This is a genomic window from Streptomyces sp. NPDC007205, from assembly GCF_040634095.1.
Taxonomy (GTDB): Bacteria; Actinomycetota; Actinomycetes; order Streptomycetales; family Streptomycetaceae; genus Streptomyces.
In genome coordinates this window covers 24,514-40,612 of sequence record NZ_JBEYEW010000023.1, presented here as the reverse complement: position 1 = coordinate 40,612, position 16,099 = coordinate 24,514, and the positions used below count along the sequence as shown (strand labels likewise).

Annotated in this window: 13 protein-coding genes and 2 pseudogenes; 7 read left to right on the top strand and 8 right to left on the bottom strand. The window is 70.9% G+C overall.

The features are described 5' to 3' along the window. Window positions 1-100 precede the first annotated feature (100 nt). Together ABZ624_RS29880 and ABZ624_RS29875 are read right to left on the bottom strand one after the other, a co-directional pair. Window positions 101-2,485, bottom strand: a complete 2,385-nt coding sequence (locus ABZ624_RS29880) for a phosphoketolase family protein (protein WP_360095638.1) — start codon at window positions 2,483-2,485, stop codon at window positions 101-103. A gap of 250 nt (window positions 2,486-2,735) precedes the next feature. Further along, the gene (locus ABZ624_RS29875) at window positions 2,736-3,023 is read right to left on the bottom strand and encodes an SHOCT domain-containing protein (RefSeq protein WP_360095849.1); all 288 of its coding nucleotides are present in this window, start codon (window positions 3,021-3,023) and stop codon (window positions 2,736-2,738) included. A 405-nt stretch (window positions 3,024-3,428) separates the two neighbouring features. Here ABZ624_RS29875 and ABZ624_RS29870 point away from each other — a divergent pair. From ABZ624_RS29870 to ABZ624_RS29860, 3 genes and pseudogenes are all read left to right on the top strand, one after another. After that, window positions 3,429-3,898: pseudogene (locus ABZ624_RS29870) on the top strand (acetate--CoA ligase family protein); the annotation flags it as partial. Between the two features lie 254 nt (window positions 3,899-4,152). Then, window positions 4,153-4,611 (top strand): cyclic nucleotide-binding domain-containing protein, encoded by a 459-nt coding sequence (locus ABZ624_RS29865; protein WP_360095636.1) that lies wholly within the window; start codon window positions 4,153-4,155, stop codon window positions 4,609-4,611. A 44-nt stretch (window positions 4,612-4,655) separates the two neighbouring features. Continuing rightward, on the top strand, window positions 4,656-5,315 hold the full coding sequence (locus ABZ624_RS29860; protein ID WP_360095633.1) for a CBS domain-containing protein: 660 nt from the start codon (window positions 4,656-4,658) through the stop codon (window positions 5,313-5,315). A gap of 26 nt (window positions 5,316-5,341) precedes the next feature. Here ABZ624_RS29860 and ABZ624_RS29855 read toward each other — a convergent pair whose 3' ends face one another. Then, a complete protein-coding gene (locus tag ABZ624_RS29855) occupies window positions 5,342-6,043 on the bottom strand; it encodes a CBS domain-containing protein (protein ID WP_360095630.1) in 702 nt (233 codons plus the stop codon). 102 nt (window positions 6,044-6,145) lie between these two features. Then, window positions 6,146-7,870, bottom strand: a complete 1,725-nt coding sequence (locus ABZ624_RS29850; RefSeq protein WP_360095628.1) for a GAF domain-containing protein — start codon at window positions 7,868-7,870, stop codon at window positions 6,146-6,148. 246 nt (window positions 7,871-8,116) lie between these two features. Here ABZ624_RS29850 and ppdK point away from each other — a divergent pair, with 246 nt between their 5' ends. Both ppdK and ABZ624_RS29840 read left to right on the top strand, forming a co-directional pair. Then, entirely contained in the window at window positions 8,117-10,594 is a 2,478-nt protein-coding gene (gene ppdK, locus ABZ624_RS29845; protein WP_360095625.1) for a pyruvate, phosphate dikinase, read from the top strand. A gap of 60 nt (window positions 10,595-10,654) precedes the next feature. After that, entirely contained in the window at window positions 10,655-11,128 is a 474-nt protein-coding gene (locus ABZ624_RS29840) for a pyridoxamine 5'-phosphate oxidase family protein (protein WP_360095622.1), read from the top strand. Between the two features lie 84 nt (window positions 11,129-11,212). Here the strand turns inward: ABZ624_RS29840 and ABZ624_RS29835 are convergent. Next, a pseudogene (locus tag ABZ624_RS29835) lies at window positions 11,213-11,887 on the bottom strand (pyridoxamine 5'-phosphate oxidase family protein). Between the two features lie 21 nt (window positions 11,888-11,908). Then, a complete protein-coding gene (locus ABZ624_RS29830; protein ID WP_360095846.1) occupies window positions 11,909-12,979 on the bottom strand; it encodes a zinc-dependent alcohol dehydrogenase family protein in 1,071 nt (356 codons plus the stop codon). A 338-nt stretch (window positions 12,980-13,317) separates the two neighbouring features. Here ABZ624_RS29830 and ABZ624_RS29825 point away from each other — a divergent pair, with 338 nt between their 5' ends. Both ABZ624_RS29825 and ABZ624_RS29820 read left to right on the top strand, forming a co-directional pair. Further along, window positions 13,318-13,773 carry a hypothetical protein gene (locus tag ABZ624_RS29825; RefSeq protein WP_360095619.1) on the top strand — a complete coding sequence of 152 codons (456 nt, stop codon included), beginning with the start codon at window positions 13,318-13,320 and terminating at the stop codon, window positions 13,771-13,773. A gap of 115 nt (window positions 13,774-13,888) precedes the next feature. Then, window positions 13,889-14,221: a hypothetical protein gene (locus ABZ624_RS29820; RefSeq protein WP_360095843.1), complete on the top strand. Its 333-nt coding sequence runs from the start codon at window positions 13,889-13,891 to the stop codon at window positions 14,219-14,221. Here the strand turns inward: ABZ624_RS29820 and ABZ624_RS29815 are convergent. Beyond that, entirely contained in the window at window positions 14,179-15,090 is a 912-nt protein-coding gene (locus ABZ624_RS29815) for a universal stress protein (RefSeq protein ID WP_360095616.1), read from the bottom strand. The genes ABZ624_RS29820 and ABZ624_RS29815 overlap by 43 nt on opposite strands. Before the next feature lie 25 nt (window positions 15,091-15,115). Next, on the bottom strand, window positions 15,116-16,021 hold the full coding sequence (locus ABZ624_RS29810; RefSeq protein WP_360095613.1) for a universal stress protein: 906 nt from the start codon (window positions 16,019-16,021) through the stop codon (window positions 15,116-15,118). Between the last annotated feature and the right edge of the window lie 78 nt (window positions 16,022-16,099).

Here is a 16,099-nt window from a genome sequence, read left to right as displayed (position 1 = left end):
TTTGCGAGTGCCGGGTCGAGTGCAGGAAGCGGTCGCCAAGGCGGGTCTGTGCTGCGATCGGTCAGGACACCGCTTGGCGAGTCACGCGCCGCACGTCCCTTCAGCCGTCCCACGTCCAGTCCGCCACTTCCGGTAGATCCATCCCGTGCTCTCGGATCCAGACGTGGTGGCGCTGCCGGGCGTCCTCCATCTGCTGCCGTACGGCCGCCGCGCGGACCGCGAGGCCCGGGACGCGGTCGATGACGTCCATGACGAGGCGGTAGCGGTCGAGGTCGTTGCGGACCACCATGTCGAAGGGGGTGGTCGTGGTGCCGATCTCCTTGTACCCGCGTACGTGCAGGTTCGGGTGTCCGGTGCGGCGGTAGGCCAGGCGGTGGATGAGCCACGGGTAGCCGTGGTAGGCGAAGATCACCGGCTTGTCCGCGGTGAACAGGCCGTCGTACTCGAAGTCGCTCATGCCGTGCGGGTGTTCCTCGGTCGGCAGCAGCCGGGCGATGTCGACGACGTTGATCACGCGCACGGCCAGGTCGGGCAGGTGGCGGCGGAGCAACTGGGCCGCGGCGAGGATCTCCTGGGTGGGTACGTCGCCCGCGCAGGCGAGGACGACGTCCGGTTCGCGGGTGCCGTCCTCGGTGCCGGCCCACTCCCAGATGCCGGCGCCGCGGGCGCAGTGGACCTTCGCTTCCTCCATCGACAGCCAGTCGAAGCAGGGCTGCTTGCCGGCCACGACGACGTTGACGTAGTCCCGGCTGCGCAGGACGTGGTCGGCCACGGACAGCAGGGTGTTGGCGTCCGGCGGGAAGTAGACTCGCACGGCCTCCGGACTCTTGTTGAGGATGTGGTCTACGAAGCCGGGGTCCTGGTGGGAGAAGCCGTTGTGATCCTGCCGCCATACGTGCGAGGTCAGCAGGTAGTCGAGGGAGGCGATGGGGGCGCGCCACGACAGGCGGCGGGTGGTGCGCAGCCATTTGATGTGCTGGTTGACCATCGAGTCGACGATGTGGACGAAGGCCTCGTAGCAGGAGAACAGTCCGTGCCGGCCGGTGAGCAGGTAGCCCTCCAGCCAGCCCTGGCAGGTGTGCTCGGAGAGGATCTCCATGACCCGGCCGTGCGGGTCGAGGTGTTCGTCCACCGGCAGGGTCTCGGCCTGCCAGGCCTTGCCGCTGGCCGCGTAGACGGCCTGGAGCCGGTTGGAGGCCGTCTCGTCGGGCCCGACGAGGCGGAAGTCCCGCCGGGCGGCGGTGGCGGCCATGACGTCCTGGAGCATGTCGCCGAGGACCCGGGTCGGTTCGTGCAGGGTCGCGCCGGGCTTGTCGACCTCGACGGCGTACTTGTCCAGTGGCGGCAGGGGCAGTTCACGCAGCAGCAGGCCTCCGTTGGCGTGCGGGGTTGCGCCGAGCCGGCGGCTGCCCTGCGGGACGCAGGCCAGCACCTCCGGACGCGGGGCGCCGTGCTCGTCGAACAGTTCCCCGGGCCTGTAGGAGCGCAGCCACTGCTCCAGTTGCCGCAGGTGCTCGGGGGTGTCCCGGACCGCGGCCAGCGGGACCTGGTGGGCGCGCCAGGTGCCCTCCACGGGCAGGCCGTCGACCTCCGCGGGTCCGGTCCAGCCCTTGGGAGTGCGCAGCACGATCACCGGCCAGCGCGGCCGCTCGGTCGCGCCGTCCTCACGGGCGGTGCGCTGGATCGCCGCGATGCGGTCCAGCGCGGTGTCCATCGCCCCCGCCATCGCCCGGTGGACGGCCGGGGGGGCGTCGCCGGTGACGTGGATCGGGTCGTGGCCGTAACCGCGCAGCAGTTCGTCGAGTTCGCTCTCCGGGATCCGGGCCAGCACGGTCGGGTTGGCGATCTTGTAGCCGTTCAGGTGCAGGATCGGCAGCACCGCGCCGTCGCGGACCGGGTCGAGGAACTTGTTCGAGTGCCAGGAGGCGGCCAGCGGGCCGGTCTCGGCCTCCCCGTCGCCGATCACGCAGGCGACGACCAAGCCGGGGTTGTCGAAGGCGGCGCCGTAGGCGTGGGAGAGGGAGTAGCCGAGTTCGCCGCCCTCGTGGATCGAGCCCGGCGTCTCGGGAGCGACGTGGCTGGGCACCCCGCCCGGGAAGGAAAACTGCTTGAAGAGCCGGGCCATGCCGGCCACGTCCCGGGTGACGTCCGGGTACGTCTCAGTGTACGAGCCCTCCAGCCAGGAGTTGGCGAGGACCGCGGGTCCGCCGTGGCCGGGGCCCCAGATGCACAGGGCGTCCAGGCCGCGGGCCTTGATGACGCGGTTCAGGTGGGTGTGCACCAGGTTCAGGCCCGGAGAGGTGCCCCAGTGCCCCAGTAGCCGCGGCTTGACGTGCTCGGGCTGCAAGGGCTCGGTCAGCAAGGGGTTGGCCATGAGGTAGATCTGGCCGACGGCCAGATAGTTCGCGGCGCGCCAGTGGGCGTCCAGCGACCTCAGCTCCTCCTCGTCCAGCTGAGCGGATTCCTGCTGCGTGTCGAGGGCCATCGAGATTCCTTCCCTGCCGGGGCAGCGTTCACGGTGCCGTGCGTGTCGGCCGCTGTACGCCCCACCTTCCACCGGGGCACGGGGTACCCGACAGGGCCGTTCGGGCCACCCGGCAGAGCGAGTCATCCGATCGAGTGCACAGCCATCTGAGCTTCGTGGTCGCTGGAACATCCACCACGCTGGTCCTGCGCTTGACTCGCCCTGTCCGCCTGCGACGTCGGGCCTCTCAACCAGAGCTGTCTCCTCTTGCTCAACGCCAACCAGAGCGAAGGTCGTCACGGTTGCCTTCCCGCAGGACGGTCAGCCGTCGCCGGTATTCGTCCTCGTCGATCTCCCCACGGGCGAAGCGTTCGGCGAGGAGCTGCTCGGGGGAGGTCCCCTGCTGCCTGCTGCCGGCCCGGTTACTGCCCTCCCCCGGCCTGGCCAGGGAGCGATACAGGAGAACACCGAGGGCGATGATCAAAGCCCAGAAGAGGACCACGCCCACCGACATGGCGAACCAGCCCCATCCACCAACACCATGGCCGTACCAGAACATCACGGTGACTCACCTCCTGATGGGCCCGGGAGCCAAGGGACCGGAGCCTGTCACGTTCGAAGGTCTGCTCCTCACTCTCACTGTCGAGCTTGGAACGCGTCATGAGCCGGTCGGGCCGATGCGAGGGGCCGATGGGCCCTCGTCGCAGATGAGGGGTGGTCCGTGCAGTTACAGCCGAACGACTGCGGAGACGTGAACAGCGTCCGGCTCGGCGCGTCACCGAACGACAGGAGCGACGCCTCTCCCGCCGCATCGCCAGCATCTGGAGCCGGCTTTTGCCGAGCGTGGTCTGCCCCCTGGCCAGCCCGTGGGCCTGCGCTGCCGGAGCACTCCGTCCGGAGGGCCACTCGGCCCCCGGAGTGCCCGGTCAGCCCCTGCGCCACCGGGCCACGCCGCTGGACGCTGTCACAAGTCGGGGCCGCATACCGCGATCTCCTGACGCGGTTCGGCGACCGGATGACCGGGGTGGTGGTGCAGCCGCTCACCGAACGCGGCACCGAACTGTTCGCCGGTGTCGTTCAGGACGAGGTCTTCGGTCCGCTCGTGCTCTTCGGGCTCGGCGGAACGGCGACCGAACTGCTCGCCGACCATGCCGCCCGGCTCGCGCCGCTGACCGACCTGGACGTGCACGACCTGCTCGCCCCCCACGCTGCAGTCCCCTGCTGTTCGGCTATGCAGGCAGCCCTGCCGTCGACCTCGACGGGCTGGGGCAGCTCCTGCACCGCCTCTCCCGGATGGCCGCGGACCTCCCGCAACTGGCGGAGGCCGACCTGAACCCCGTACTGGCCGGCCGACGCGGTGCCACCGCCCTCGACGCCCGCGTACGACTGGTCCCGCGTCGGCCCTACGACCCGTACCTGCGCCGACTGCGCTGATGGGGGTCTCGAATGCCGCGACGGAGGCAGCGATCTTACTTAACTTACCGCTTCGAACGGCTACGGACAGCCGTCCGGGGCGACTTGTGCTGCGTCGCCGATGATCGGTTGCGCCTCTTGCTCAGTACGAAGGGCAAGTCCCTGAGGTATGAGCCGAAGGGCCCAGGACCGGGTCCGGGCGGCCCGTGGTGCCGGCTATCGAGGACGCGCACGCTGGGATCGACAGCTCAGGCTCAATGAAGGGAGCCGGTGCGATGACCTCCGCAACCACCATGAGCACGGCGCTCGAACCCGTGCACCGCGAACGGCTGATGGGCCTCGCCCGCGAGGTCTCCTTCGATGCCGGGACCCGTCTGTTCGAGGAGGGCCGGCACGCCGACCGCTTCTGGATCGTCCGCACCGGAACCGTCGCCCTCGATCTGCACGTGCCCGGCCGCCGCTCGGCCGTCGTCGAGTCGCTCGGACACGGCGAACTCGTCGGCTGGTCCTGGCACTTCCCGCCCTACCTCTGGCACCTGGGCGCCGAGGCGACGACTCCGGTGCGGACCTGGGAGTTCGACGCCGAGGCGGTGCGCGCGATGTGCGCCGCGGACCCTGCCTTCGGACGGGCCGTAGCGGTGTGGGTGGGACGTGTGGTCGCCCAACGGCTGCACGCCACCCGGGTCCGGCTGCTCGACCTGTACGCCCCCTACGGCAGCGGTGATCAGTGGTGACGGCGCGCCCGCTCCGTCCTGCCGAACGCCCTTGGGAGGAAAGCATGGGCAGCAGCCCACACCGGGTGAGCGACGTGATGACCCGGGCCGTCGTCGCGGTGGGCCGCGAGGCCCTCTTCAAGGACATCGTCGAACGGATGGAGGAGTGGCAGGTCAGTGCCCTTCCCGTTCTGGAGGGCGACGGGCGGGTGATCGGGGTGGTCTCCGAGGCCGATCTGCTGCCGAAAGAAGAGTTCCGGGACAGCGACCCGGACCGGTTCACCCAGCTGCGCCGGCTGTCCGACCTGGCCAAGGCCGGGGCGGTGTCCGCCGAGGAGCTGATGAGCACCCCGGCGGTCACCGTCCACGGGGACGCCACCCTCGCCGAGGCGGCACGGATCATGGCCCTGCGACATGTGAAGCGTCTGCCCGTGGTGAATGCCGAGGGCGTCCTCGAAGGGGTGGTCAGTCGCGGGGATCTGCTGAAGGTGTTCCTACGTCCCGACAACGACCTGGCGAACGAGATCCGACGAGACATCGTCGACGTTCTCTTCCCGGCCCCGGTCGAACCCGTTCACGTCATCGTCAGCGACGGCGTCGCGACCCTCACGGGACGCGTCGGAGACGCCGCAGCCATCCCACTGGCCGCGCAGCTGGCCCGGGGTGTTGAAGGGGTCGTAGGTGTGGACTGCCGGCTTACCGCCGCCGACTCCGACGCCGGGTGATGCCGCCGACGCACCCGGTACAGCCATCAGGCAGGAGCCGTCGGCCGCGGGTCCGGCAGGTCCGGGTCGAGATCGGGGTGGCGTGGCGGGCCGGTGAGGGCGCAGCGCACGTCCACCACGCCCGGCACGGCTCGCGCGAGGCGGGCGGCGATCGGGACCAGGGCCGTCTGGCGCACTCGGCCGGTGAGAGTGACGACACCGTCCTGCACCTGGATCCGGACGGTTTCGGCGTGCGCGCCGAAGAGCCATGTGATGACCTCACGCCGTACCGCTTCGGCGATGTCCGTGTCGTCCCGAAGGAAGACCTTCAGCAGGTCGGACCGGCTGACGATGCCCTGCAGGGTGCCGTCGTGGCGGACGACCGGCAGTCGCTTCACCGTCCTGTGGGCCATGAGGCGCGCGGCATGGGCGAGAGGGGCTTCCGGCGTCACGGTGACGGCCGGAGCGGTCATCAGCTCACCGGCGGTCACCGCGTCGGCCTTGACCATGTCGGCGGGGTGCCGCACCTGGCCGTAGTGGCCCACAAGGTCCTCTCCGTATTCCTCCTTGAGCAGCAGGTCGGCCTCGGAGACGACGCCGACGACACGTCCGCCGTCGTCCAGGACGGGAAGGGCACTGACCCCCCACTCCTGCATGGTCCGCACGATGTCCTTGAAAGCGGCCCCCATGCGCAGGGCGACGACCTTGCGGGTCATCACGTCGTTCACGACGCTGGGAGTGCCGCTCATGGCGTCCTCCAGGGGCTGGTAGCGGGACACCTTCAGAATGCGTCGGCGACCGTTGTTCGGACAGGGGCCGAACGGCCCGTGCGGGGGTCCCCGGCCACGCCGTTACGTCGACTGCGAACGAGTGAGGGGCACTCGCCAGCGCAGGAGGGCGCCCCCGTCGGGGCCGGAGACCTCCAGCTGCCCTCCCAGCTGTTCCGCGCGCTCCGCCATGTTGCGCAGACCGCTGCGCCGGCCGCCGGGTGGGATGCCCACACCGTTGTCCGAGACCGTCAGGGAGACGTCGCGGGCGTCGGTGGTCAGGACGACCTGTGCCCGGTCGGCGTGGGCGTGCCGAGCGATGTTGGTGAGGGCCTCGGAGAGGACGGCCATGATCTGGTCGGCGATCTCGTGCGGCACGTCCGTGTCGAGGAGGCCTTCCATACGCACGCTGGGCGCGAATCCCAGCACCGCTGCCTCCTCGCCGACCAGGCGCACGACCCGGGCTCGCAGTCCGGCGTCGGCTGTGCCCGCACGCGCTCGCAGCCCGAAGATGGCGGAGCGGATGATGCGGATGGTCTCGTCCAGGTCGTCCACGGCCCGAAGCACGCGCTCGGCAGCCTCCGGATGTTCGATGAAGCGGCCGGCGCTCTGCAGGGTCATGCCGGTGGCGAAGAGCCGCTGGATGGCCAGGTCGTGCAGGTCCCGGGCGATCCGGTCGCGGTCCTGGAGCACCGCGATCTGCTCGGCGTCCTTGCGGCGCTCGGCCAGTTCCATGGCGATGGCGGCCTGGGCGGCGAATCCGCCCAGCATGTCCGCCTCCTGCTCCGAGAACTCCGGTCTGCCGGCTTCGCGGGACACCAGCACCGCGCCTCGTACGCCGCCGCCTGCGGTGCCGATGGGGACGGCGACAGCGGGGCCGAGCCCGTGGAAGCGCGGAGGCTCTTGGGAGATCCGCTGGTCCTGGTGCACGTCGTCGCTGGTGACCGGGGCGGCAGTGGAGAAGGCAAGGCCCATCAGCGTCTCCGAGAGGGACAGCACCAGGCCCTGGTGCGCCTCGGCGTCCACACCGACGGCGATCTCCACAGTGAGGGACTTCGTGTCCCGTACGGGCAGCGCCACCGCCGCCAGCGCCGATCCCATGATCTCGCGGGCACGTTCCGCGATCAGTTTCAGGGCCTCGGCGCGTTCGCTGCCGGACATCAGGCAGTGCGTGATCTCGGCGTTCGCCCGCAGCCACCGCTCCCGCAGCCGGGACTCCTCGTACAGGCGAGCGTTGTCGATGGCCACACCGGCTGCCACGGCCAGTGTGGACAGCACCGACTCGTCCTCCTCGTCGAACTGCACACCTCCACGCTTCTCGGTCAGATAGAGGTTGCCGAAGACCTGGTCGCGGACCCTGATCGGGACGCCGAGGAAGCTGTTCATCGGAGGGTGGTGGGCCGGGAAGCCGTACGAGGCCGGGTGCTGGGATATCTTCTCCAGCCGGAGCGGCTCCGGGTGCCGGATCACTTCACCGAGGATGCCGTGCCCCTCCGGGAAGTGACCGATCGCGGCGATCTGCTCCTCCGCAACCCCGACCGTGTGGAAGGCCGACAGGGTCGTGCCACCAGGACCGATGACCCCCAAGGCGGCGTATTCCGCGTCGACCAGGACGGCGGCGGCCTCCACGATGGAGCGCAGGGCCTGTTCGAGCTCCAGCTCACGGCCGACGGAGAGCAGCGCCTCCAGCAGACTGTGCACCCGGTCCCGGGTGCCACGGGCCGCATCGATCCGGGCCTGCAACTCCTCCAGCAGCTCGTCGAGTTTCAGCTCCGGCAGGCGTACCCGGGGCTCTTGCGAGTTCGCCACGACGCTCCTCCATGTCCCCTCGTACGCGAGTCCGGACGGTCGCGGTCATTGCCCACGGTAGTCATTCTGCGCGCGCAGGGCAGCCCAGCCGCATGGGTGACGGCGGTTTTCAGCGACAGGACGTGTGCCCCGGGGCGCAGCGAGGGCCGGTCGGCCCACCCCCTGGGGGCCGGGTGCACCTGCCCTGGCACGCGGGTCCGCCCCAGGCTGGGAGGTACGGAGTCCGCACAGCCGAGGAGTGGCGCCATGGCCCGCTATGTGTACGGCTTTCAGGACGGTGGCCGCGACCGCGTCGACCTGCTCGGCGGGAAGGGCGCGAACCTGGCCGAGATGACCCGGCTGGGCCTGCCGGTGCCGCCGGGTTTCATCGTCACCACCGAGGCGTGTTGCTCCTTCCTGGCCACGGGTGAGGAGCCGGAGGGCCTCTCCCTGGACGTTTCCAGGCACCTGTCCGCGCTGGAGTCGGCCGCCGGACGGCTGCTCGGGCAGTCGGACGACCCGCTGCTGGTCTCCGTCCGCTCCGGGGCCCGCTTCTCGATGCCCGGCATGATGGAGACCGTCCTGGACATCAGCCTGAACGACGCATCCGTGCGCGGCCTGGCCAAGGTGTCCGGCGACGAACGCTTCGCCTGGGACTCGTACCGCCGGCTCGTGCAGATGTACGGCACCACGGTGATGGGCGTCGAGCAGGCCCTCTTCGACGAGGCCATGACCCTGCTGAAGGAGGCACGTGGTGCCCCCGACGACCTCCGCCTGGATGCCTCTGACCTGGCCTGTCTGGTCGAGACGTACAAGCGGGTGATCCGGAACGAGACCGGCCGGGACTTCCCCCAGTCTCCGGCCCAGCAGATTGAGGAGGCGATCCGCGCCGTCTTCCGGTCCTGGAACGCCGAGCGTGCCCCTCTGTACCGGCGGCGCGAGCACATTCCGGACGACCTGGGCACCGCCGTCACCGTCCAGCGCATGGTGTTCGGCAACCTCGGCCCTGTCTCGGGCAGTGGTGTCGCCTTCACCCGCGACCCGGCCACCGGACGGCCCGGCCTGTACGGCGACTACCTGCCGAACGCCCAGGGCGAGGACGTGGTGTCCGGTGTGCAGGACACCGTGCCGCTGGCCGAACTGGAGCGGCTGGACCCGCACTCGTACCGGCAGCTGCGCGATCACGCCCGGACGCTGGAACGGCATTACCGCGACCTGTGCGACCTCGAGTTCACCATCGAACGCGGGACGCTGTGGATGCTGCAGACCAGGGTGGGCAAGCGCACCGCGGAAGCCGCCATCGCCATCGCCACCGAGCTGGTGCAGGAGGGTCTCATCAGTCACGACGAGGACCTGGCGGGGGTGAGTGGCGATGGGCTGGCCCGGCTGATGTTCCCCCGTTTCGACGCCTCCGCCACCGGTACGGTGCTCGCCCGCGGCGTGCCGGCCTCGCCCGGCGCCGCGGTGGGCGCGGCGGTGTTCGACTCCACGGAGGCGGTGCGGCGCGCGGCGGCCGGCGAGAAGGTGGTGCTCGTCCGGGAGGAGACCACACCGGATGACCTGCCCGGGACGGTGGCCGCGCAGGCGGTGCTGACCGGCCGCGGCGGCAAGACCAGCCACGCGGCCGTCGTCGCCCGCGGTATGGGCAAGGTCTGCGTCTGCGGAGCGCAGGACATCACCGTCAGCACGGAGGCACGTCGCTTCACCGCCCGGGACGGCAGCGTCGTCGAGGAGGGGACCGTCATCTCCATCGACGGCTCCACCGGCGCCGTCTATTCCGGAACGATCCCGTTGGTGGCGTCGGCAATGATGCGCTACTTGGAGAGCGGTGAGCAGGCCGACGACGTCGTCTCCGCGGTTGCCCAGGCACTGCACCACGCCGACTCGGTCCGGCGGTTGGAAATCCGCGCCAACGCCGACACACCCGAAGACGCGGCCCGGGCCCGCGGGTTCGGAGCCCAGGGAATCGGGCTGTGCCGCACCGAACACATGTTCCTCGGTGAACGGCGCAAGCTGGTCGAGGAGATGATCCTGGCGCGGACGGATGCCGAGCGCCTTCGGGCGCTGGCGGCCCTCCTGCCGCTCCAGCGAAGTGACTTCACGGCCATCCTGGAGGCGATGGACGGCTTCCCGGTCACCATCCGGCTCCTCGACCCGCCGCTCCACGAGTTCCTTCCCGACCGCACCGACCTGGCCGTCCGCATCGCAGCCACCGAGGCTGCGGGTGGACAACCGCCTGCCCATGACCTGGAGTTGCTCGACGCGGTGAGCCGGATGCACGAGGAGAACCCGATGCTCGGACTCCGGGGCGTGCGGCTCGGCCTGGTGGTTCCGGGCCTGGTAGCAATGCAGGTCCAGGCGGTCGCCGAAGCTGTCGTCGAGCGCACCCGGGCTGGTGGCTCTCCGCGGGCGGAGATCATGGTGCCGCTCGTCGGCGCCGTCGAGGAACTGCGGCTCGCCCGCAAGGAGGGGACGCGGGTCCTGGCCGAGGTCGGCGAGGAGACCGGCGTGCCCGTCCAGTGCCCGGTCGGAACGATGACCGAACCGCCCCGGGCCGCGCTCACGGCGGGGCGGATCGCCGAAGAGGCGGAGTGCGGCGAGCACGGGGGCGATCCTGAGTCGATCCACTTCTTCCACCACGTCGGCCTGGACTACGTCTCCTGCTCGCCGTACCGGGTTCCGGTGGCACGCCTCGAGGCCGGCCGGGCGGCGCTGGAGCGCATGGATACGAGTGACAGCAGATGACGAGAGTACGCGGTCGCTCCATCGGTACGGGGCCGGCCGGCAGCGGAAGGAAGGCACGTCATGGCAGGCAGTCAGATGCGAGCACATCGGCGCATCGACCTCGACCACGCCGAGGCGCTGCGGTTGTTGGGCAGTGTGTCACTGGGAAGGATCGTTTTCACCCGGCAGGCCCTGCCCGCCGTCCGCCCGGTCAACCACGTCCTGGACAACGGGGACATCGTCATCCTCACGCACGAGGGCACCGCTCTGGCCTCGCACGCCCAGCAGTCCGACGGCACGGGTGTCGTCGTCGCGTACGAGGCCGACGTCATCGATCCGGACACCCACCTCGGATGGAGCGTCGTCGTCACCGGATACGCCCACGTCGTGAGCGATCCGCTGGAACTGACGCGTGTGCGGGCGCTGTTGCAGCCGTGGGCGCCGATGGAGGGCAGGGAGCAGGCGGTGCGCATCCACCCAGAACTGGTCACCGGTGTCCTGCTCACAGAGGCGGGTGGCACGGAGGCGGGTGGCGCGGCGAGAATCACTGACTGACGTCCGTCGCGAGCCCAGGTGCATGGTGCGGGCGGTACGAGAAACGGGATTCTCGTACCGCCCGCACCATGACGGGGCGCCGGCTCACACAGTGATCCGGCGTCCGGTGACCATGCCCGGTTCGATCCGCAGCCACAGCTCGCGGTCGCCGCCCGCCCATGGTCCGCTGTGTGCCTTCCCGGCGTACCGGCGTAGCTGCTCGGGGTCCGTCACCGCCCGGGCGACACCCCTTACCAGAACGCTCCACCCCTGGCTGAACGCGTCGTCGATCCGGTCGACCTCCAAGGCCACCGGGCGGCCGTCGGCAAGCGCCGGTGTGGTGCCGGTCGCGGTCCGGAAGACGATCGCCTCGTCCACGACGCTGTAGTTGACCGGCACGATCTCCGGCCCCGTACTCGTGGCCACGGCCAGCCGCCCGACTCCGTGCGACCCCAACAATGCCTGGCACTCAAGGGCGGTCAACTCTGTGAAGTGGGGCTCTCACGCGGCTCGCCCGGGCCCGGGCGGCATGTCGGCGGCGCCACCGGTCAGTTCGGTGACCGTGGTTTCCAGCACCTGGGCCAGCCGGTGCAGGACGGCCGGGCGGGGTGCGGCGCCGGGTTGCTCCTCCACGTACCGCAGGTAGCCGATGGCCATGCCGGCTCGGGTGGCCGCCTGCCGCCGCGTCATGCCGAGCCGGGCTCTCTGTGCCGCCAGCCGCCGGCCCAGGTCACCCAGCGGCGCCTCCGCCACCGTACGCGCGCTCGTCTGTTCGGTCATGGCCATCACGCTCCTTCTCGTTCAGGCCGCGGGAACGGCCACTTCCGCGTGCTGCTCCCCACCGAGCACCACCTTCAGCGCACCGGTCTCGGCGGCCTTGGAGAAGACGTCGTACGCCTCTTCCATGTGGTCCAGCGGGAAGGTGTGGGTGACCAGTTGTCCGGTGGGCAGCCGGCCGGCGGCGGCCATTCGCAGCAGGGTCGGGGTGGAGTAGGTGTCCACCAGACCGGTCGTGATGGTCACGTTCTTGATCCACAGGTCTTCCAGGTGCAGCGTGGCGGGCCTGCCGTGCACGCCGACGTTGGCGACACGGCCTCCGGGCCGGACCATGCGGGTGCACAGCTCGAAGCTCTCCGGCACACCGACCGCCTCGATCGCCACGTCGGCGCCGAGCCCGTCCGTCAGGTCGGCGACCAGCTGGCCTGGATCCTCGTGGACGTCCGCGATCGCGTCGGCGCCGAGCCGGTGAGCGGCCTCCAGCCTGGCCCGGGCCAGGTCGACGGCGATGATCCGCTCCGGGGAGAACATCCGGGCCGTGGCGATGGCCGCGAGCCCTATGGGACCGGCGCCGACGATGGCGACGGTGTCGCCCGGACGCACGTGCCCGTTGAGGACGCCGACCTCGTAGGAGGTCGGGAAGATGTCCGCGAGCAGGACGGCGTCCTCGCTGCGTACGGCAGCGGGCAGGGGGTGGACGGAGAGGTCGGCGTAGGGCACACGGACGTACTCGGCCTGGGTGCCGTCGACGAGGTGGCCGAGGATCCAGCCTCCGCCGCCCCGGCACTGGCCGTAGGAGCTCTCCCGGCAGAACCGGCATCGCCCGCAGGAGGTGATGCAGGAGACCAGCACCCGGTCGCCGGGACGTACGGTACGCACGTCGCTGCCCACCTCGACGATCTCGCCGACGGCCTCGTGGCCGAGCACCGTCCCGGGACGGACCTCGGGCACGTCGCCCTTGAGGATGTGCAGGTCCGTTCCGCAGATCGTCACCGCGTCGACCTTGACGATCGCGTCGGTGGGTTCCTTGATGCCGGGGTCCGCGACGTCCTGCCAGGAGGCCTGACCGGGACCGTGGAAGACGAAGCCCTTCATCGCACTGCTCACCCAGTTTCGGTCTGCTGCGGGACCGGCGATCCGGCGCGTACGACAGGGCACGGGCCGGGCTCCGGCACGGTGCCGGGAAACGCCCCGCACCCCCAGGCTGCGTGGTGCGCGGGAGCCGCGCTTGGGCCATCCGACCCTTGTGCACGGCCGGCAGGGTCCCGGTCGACTCCCAACAAGGCGCTCCGTTGGGATCTATGGCCCCCACCAGCAGGGAAACCGGGCCCGGGGGGACCGTCGGAGAGGTCCCTCGACCCCTCGACCCCTGTGGACGCGGGCCGGCCGGGGCCACCGTCGTAGTAGTCACCACGACGAGGAGGTGTTCCGCTATGGGCACCACACAGCGGAAGTGGCGGTGGCGGAGCAATCCACTGCGACGGCAGGAAGACGTCGTCGAGGCGTGGATCGTCCTGATCGTCTGGACACCGGCCCTCGTCGGCGGTGCCCTTGCGGCACTGGTGACGGCCGGCGCGGCCGAAGATCAGTACGCGGAGCAGCGCGCCCACCGGCACGCCGTTCGAGCGGTCCTCCTCGCCGACTCGCCGCACGGCGTCACGGCGGACTGGTCGACGGACGGCCGCCGCCTCCTGCTCTCACCACCCATGGGCCGAGCCGAAGGGCACGTCGAAGCGGGTCTCTTCGGTGCCGCAGCCGCCCTCGCCGTCGCAGCCCCGGTCTTCGGGGCGGGCGCGGTCACACGGGCATGGCTCGACCGGCGCCGCCCGGCCCACTGGGACCAGGAGTGGGACCTCGTGGGACCGCAGTGGGGCCCGAGGACGGGTTGAACGGATCTTGGCCGAACCGGCTGAGGGCTGCAACCTGGAAAATGGCACTGGGCTGGCCGCGCTGACCGCGGTCGTCTTCCTCGCTTCGCTGCTGGTACACGAATTGGCACACGCCGTGGTGGCCCGCCGCAACGGCGTGCAGGTGGACGGGATCACCCTGTGGATGCTGGGTGGCGCCGCCCGGCTGCACAGCCGAGGTCGCGACCCCCGCAGCGGAACTGCGCATCGCCGCCGTGGGTCCGCTCACCAGTCTGCCGGCCGGCGGTGTGCTCGCCGGCGTCGCCGCAGGGTGGACGCGCTGCAGGCGTCCGGACTGATGGTGGAGCGGTTCACAACCGGCACTGGCCGAGGCCCTCCAGCAAGGGCTTCGGCCAGGGGGAACAACGGAGGCCCAGACGCCGTGTCTCAGCCGGATTCCGGTACGACGGCCACCGGGCAGGCCGCGTGATGGAGCACCCCGTGGGCGACGCGGCCGAGTTGGAGTCCGAAGTGGCCGTGGCGGCGCCGGGCGCCGACGACGAGCAGGTCGGCTTCACGGGAGACGGCCAGCAGGACGTCCCGGGCGAAGCCCTCGATCGTACGGCGTTGCACCTGCAGATCGCCCGGAACGGTCGCCAGCGCCTCCTCGACCAGTTCCGCGGCCAGCGCCTCCTCGAAGTGGGCCGGCTCTCCGGTGATCAGCGGGTGTGCTCGAGGTTCGTGCAGCGGCCGGCGCCAGGCCCGTACGGCGTCCAGCGTGACTCCGCGCAGCAGGGCCTCCTCGACCGCGAACCGCAGGGCGGCCGAATCGGCCGGCTTCCCAACCACCCCCAGGACGATGCGACCGTGTGCCTCCGAACGGACCCTGTTGTCATGGCTTCCGCGCAGCACGATCACCGGGCAGTGCGCGTGCCCGGCCACCGTGAGGCTCACGGAGCCGACCAGTGCCTCGGTCACACCGCTGCGGCCACGGCAGCCGAGGACCATGGCGAGGGCGCTGCGGCTCTCCCGGATCAGTGCGTACTCGGCTTCCTCGGGCAGCACGTCAGTGGTGACCTTCACGCCTGGCTGCCGGTGACGGGCGCGCCGCTCGGCGGTGTCGACGATGTCCTCGGCCATCACCTCCTCCGAGGGCTTGCCGAGGTCCTGGGCAAGGGACACGCCCTCGTAGCGCTCCCAGAGCGAGGCGTACACCAGTCGGAGCGATGCCCCGCGCACTGCTGCCTCGTCGGCGGCCCACTCCACGGCTCTCAGGCTCGGCTCCGAGCCGTCGACGCCGACGACGATCGGGAGATCCACGAGCTCGCCGAAGGCCCGTGTGGCTGCTGATGCCTTCATGGGGTATCTCCTCGGGGATGCCTGCTCAGCTGTGCGCGACCACCGCGACGGGCGCGGCGACGTGGTGAAGGGCCGAGTGGGTGACGTGGCCGATGTGAGCGCCGAACGAGCCGGTGCGGATGCGACGGCCGACGACCAGGAGGGAGGCGTCGCGGGAATCGTTGACGAGGACCTCGGCGGCGCTCCCGCATCGGCTCCCCTCGATCACCTCGACGTCCGGAAACTTCTCCCGCCAAGGACGCAGCACCTTGCCGAGGAGCGCGGCCTGCCCGCGCCCGAGAGTGTCATAGAGCTCGACGTCACCGGGGAAGCGGTAGAAGGAGGTCGGCGGCTCCGGCCAGGCGTGCACAGCCCGCAGGGCGGCATTGCGGCGAGCGGCCGCGTCGAAGGCGAACTCCAGCAGCGTGTCGTCCGGCGCACCGACGTCGAGGCCGAGCACGACGGGACGGAAGGGCGCCGCAGCGGAGGGCACCCCCGCCGGGTCCATCCGGTGCTCGTCCGCAGCCTGCTCACCCGCCCGTACCAGCACCACCGGGCGCTCGGCGCGGGCCACCACGCCCAGGCTCACCGAACCGACCATGAAGCCGCCGAGCCCGCCAAGGCCCCGCGAGCCCAGCACCAGCAGCTCGGCGAAACCCGCCGCCTCGCACAGGACGTCGGCCACGGTGCCCGTGAGCTGCTCGGTGGTCACCTCGATGCCCGGGTGGCGAAGCCGGAGGCCGTCCGCGGACTCGCGCGCCAGTTGCTCGCCCCACTGCCGGTAGCTGTCCAGGTCCAGCAGTGGCGTCCGGGCCACATACCGGGGCGTCGGCTCCAGCACGTGCACGATCTTCAGGGGCAGACCGCGGAGCAGCGCTTCGCGCGCCGCCCACTCGGCTGCGGCACGGCTCTCGGGTGAGCCGTCGAGGCCCACGGTGACGGTGCGGGACACGGTCTCCACCTCCCGGTGCGAAGTTCCTGACATCAGGGTGGCTGCCCGGCGCCTCCGTCAGCAGGGGCCATACGGCCC

Excerpts from the sequence above, each read along its gene's own strand:
- ABZ624_RS29875 (WP_360095849.1), bottom strand. The coding sequence starts at position 3,023 with ATGTTCTGGTACGGCCATGGTGTTGGTGGATGGGGCTGGTTCGCCATG.
- ABZ624_RS29815 (WP_360095616.1), bottom strand. The coding sequence starts at position 15,090 with ATGAAGGCATCAGCAGCCACACGGGCCTTCGGCGAGCTCGTGGATCTC.
- ABZ624_RS29865 (WP_360095636.1), top strand. The coding sequence starts at position 4,153 with ATGACCTCCGCAACCACCATGAGCACGGCGCTCGAACCCGTGCACCGC.
- ABZ624_RS29860 (WP_360095633.1), top strand. The coding sequence starts at position 4,656 with ATGGGCAGCAGCCCACACCGGGTGAGCGACGTGATGACCCGGGCCGTC.
- ABZ624_RS29880 (WP_360095638.1), bottom strand. The coding sequence starts at position 2,485 with ATGGCCCTCGACACGCAGCAGGAATCCGCTCAGCTGGACGAGGAGGAG.
- ABZ624_RS29825 (WP_360095619.1), top strand. The coding sequence starts at position 13,318 with ATGGGCACCACACAGCGGAAGTGGCGGTGGCGGAGCAATCCACTGCGA.
- ppdK (WP_360095625.1), top strand. The coding sequence starts at position 8,117 with ATGGCCCGCTATGTGTACGGCTTTCAGGACGGTGGCCGCGACCGCGTC.
- ABZ624_RS29840 (WP_360095622.1), top strand. The coding sequence starts at position 10,655 with ATGGCAGGCAGTCAGATGCGAGCACATCGGCGCATCGACCTCGACCAC.
- ABZ624_RS29855 (WP_360095630.1), bottom strand. The coding sequence starts at position 6,043 with ATGAGCGGCACTCCCAGCGTCGTGAACGACGTGATGACCCGCAAGGTC.
- ABZ624_RS29830 (WP_360095846.1), bottom strand. The coding sequence starts at position 12,979 with ATGAAGGGCTTCGTCTTCCACGGTCCCGGTCAGGCCTCCTGGCAGGAC.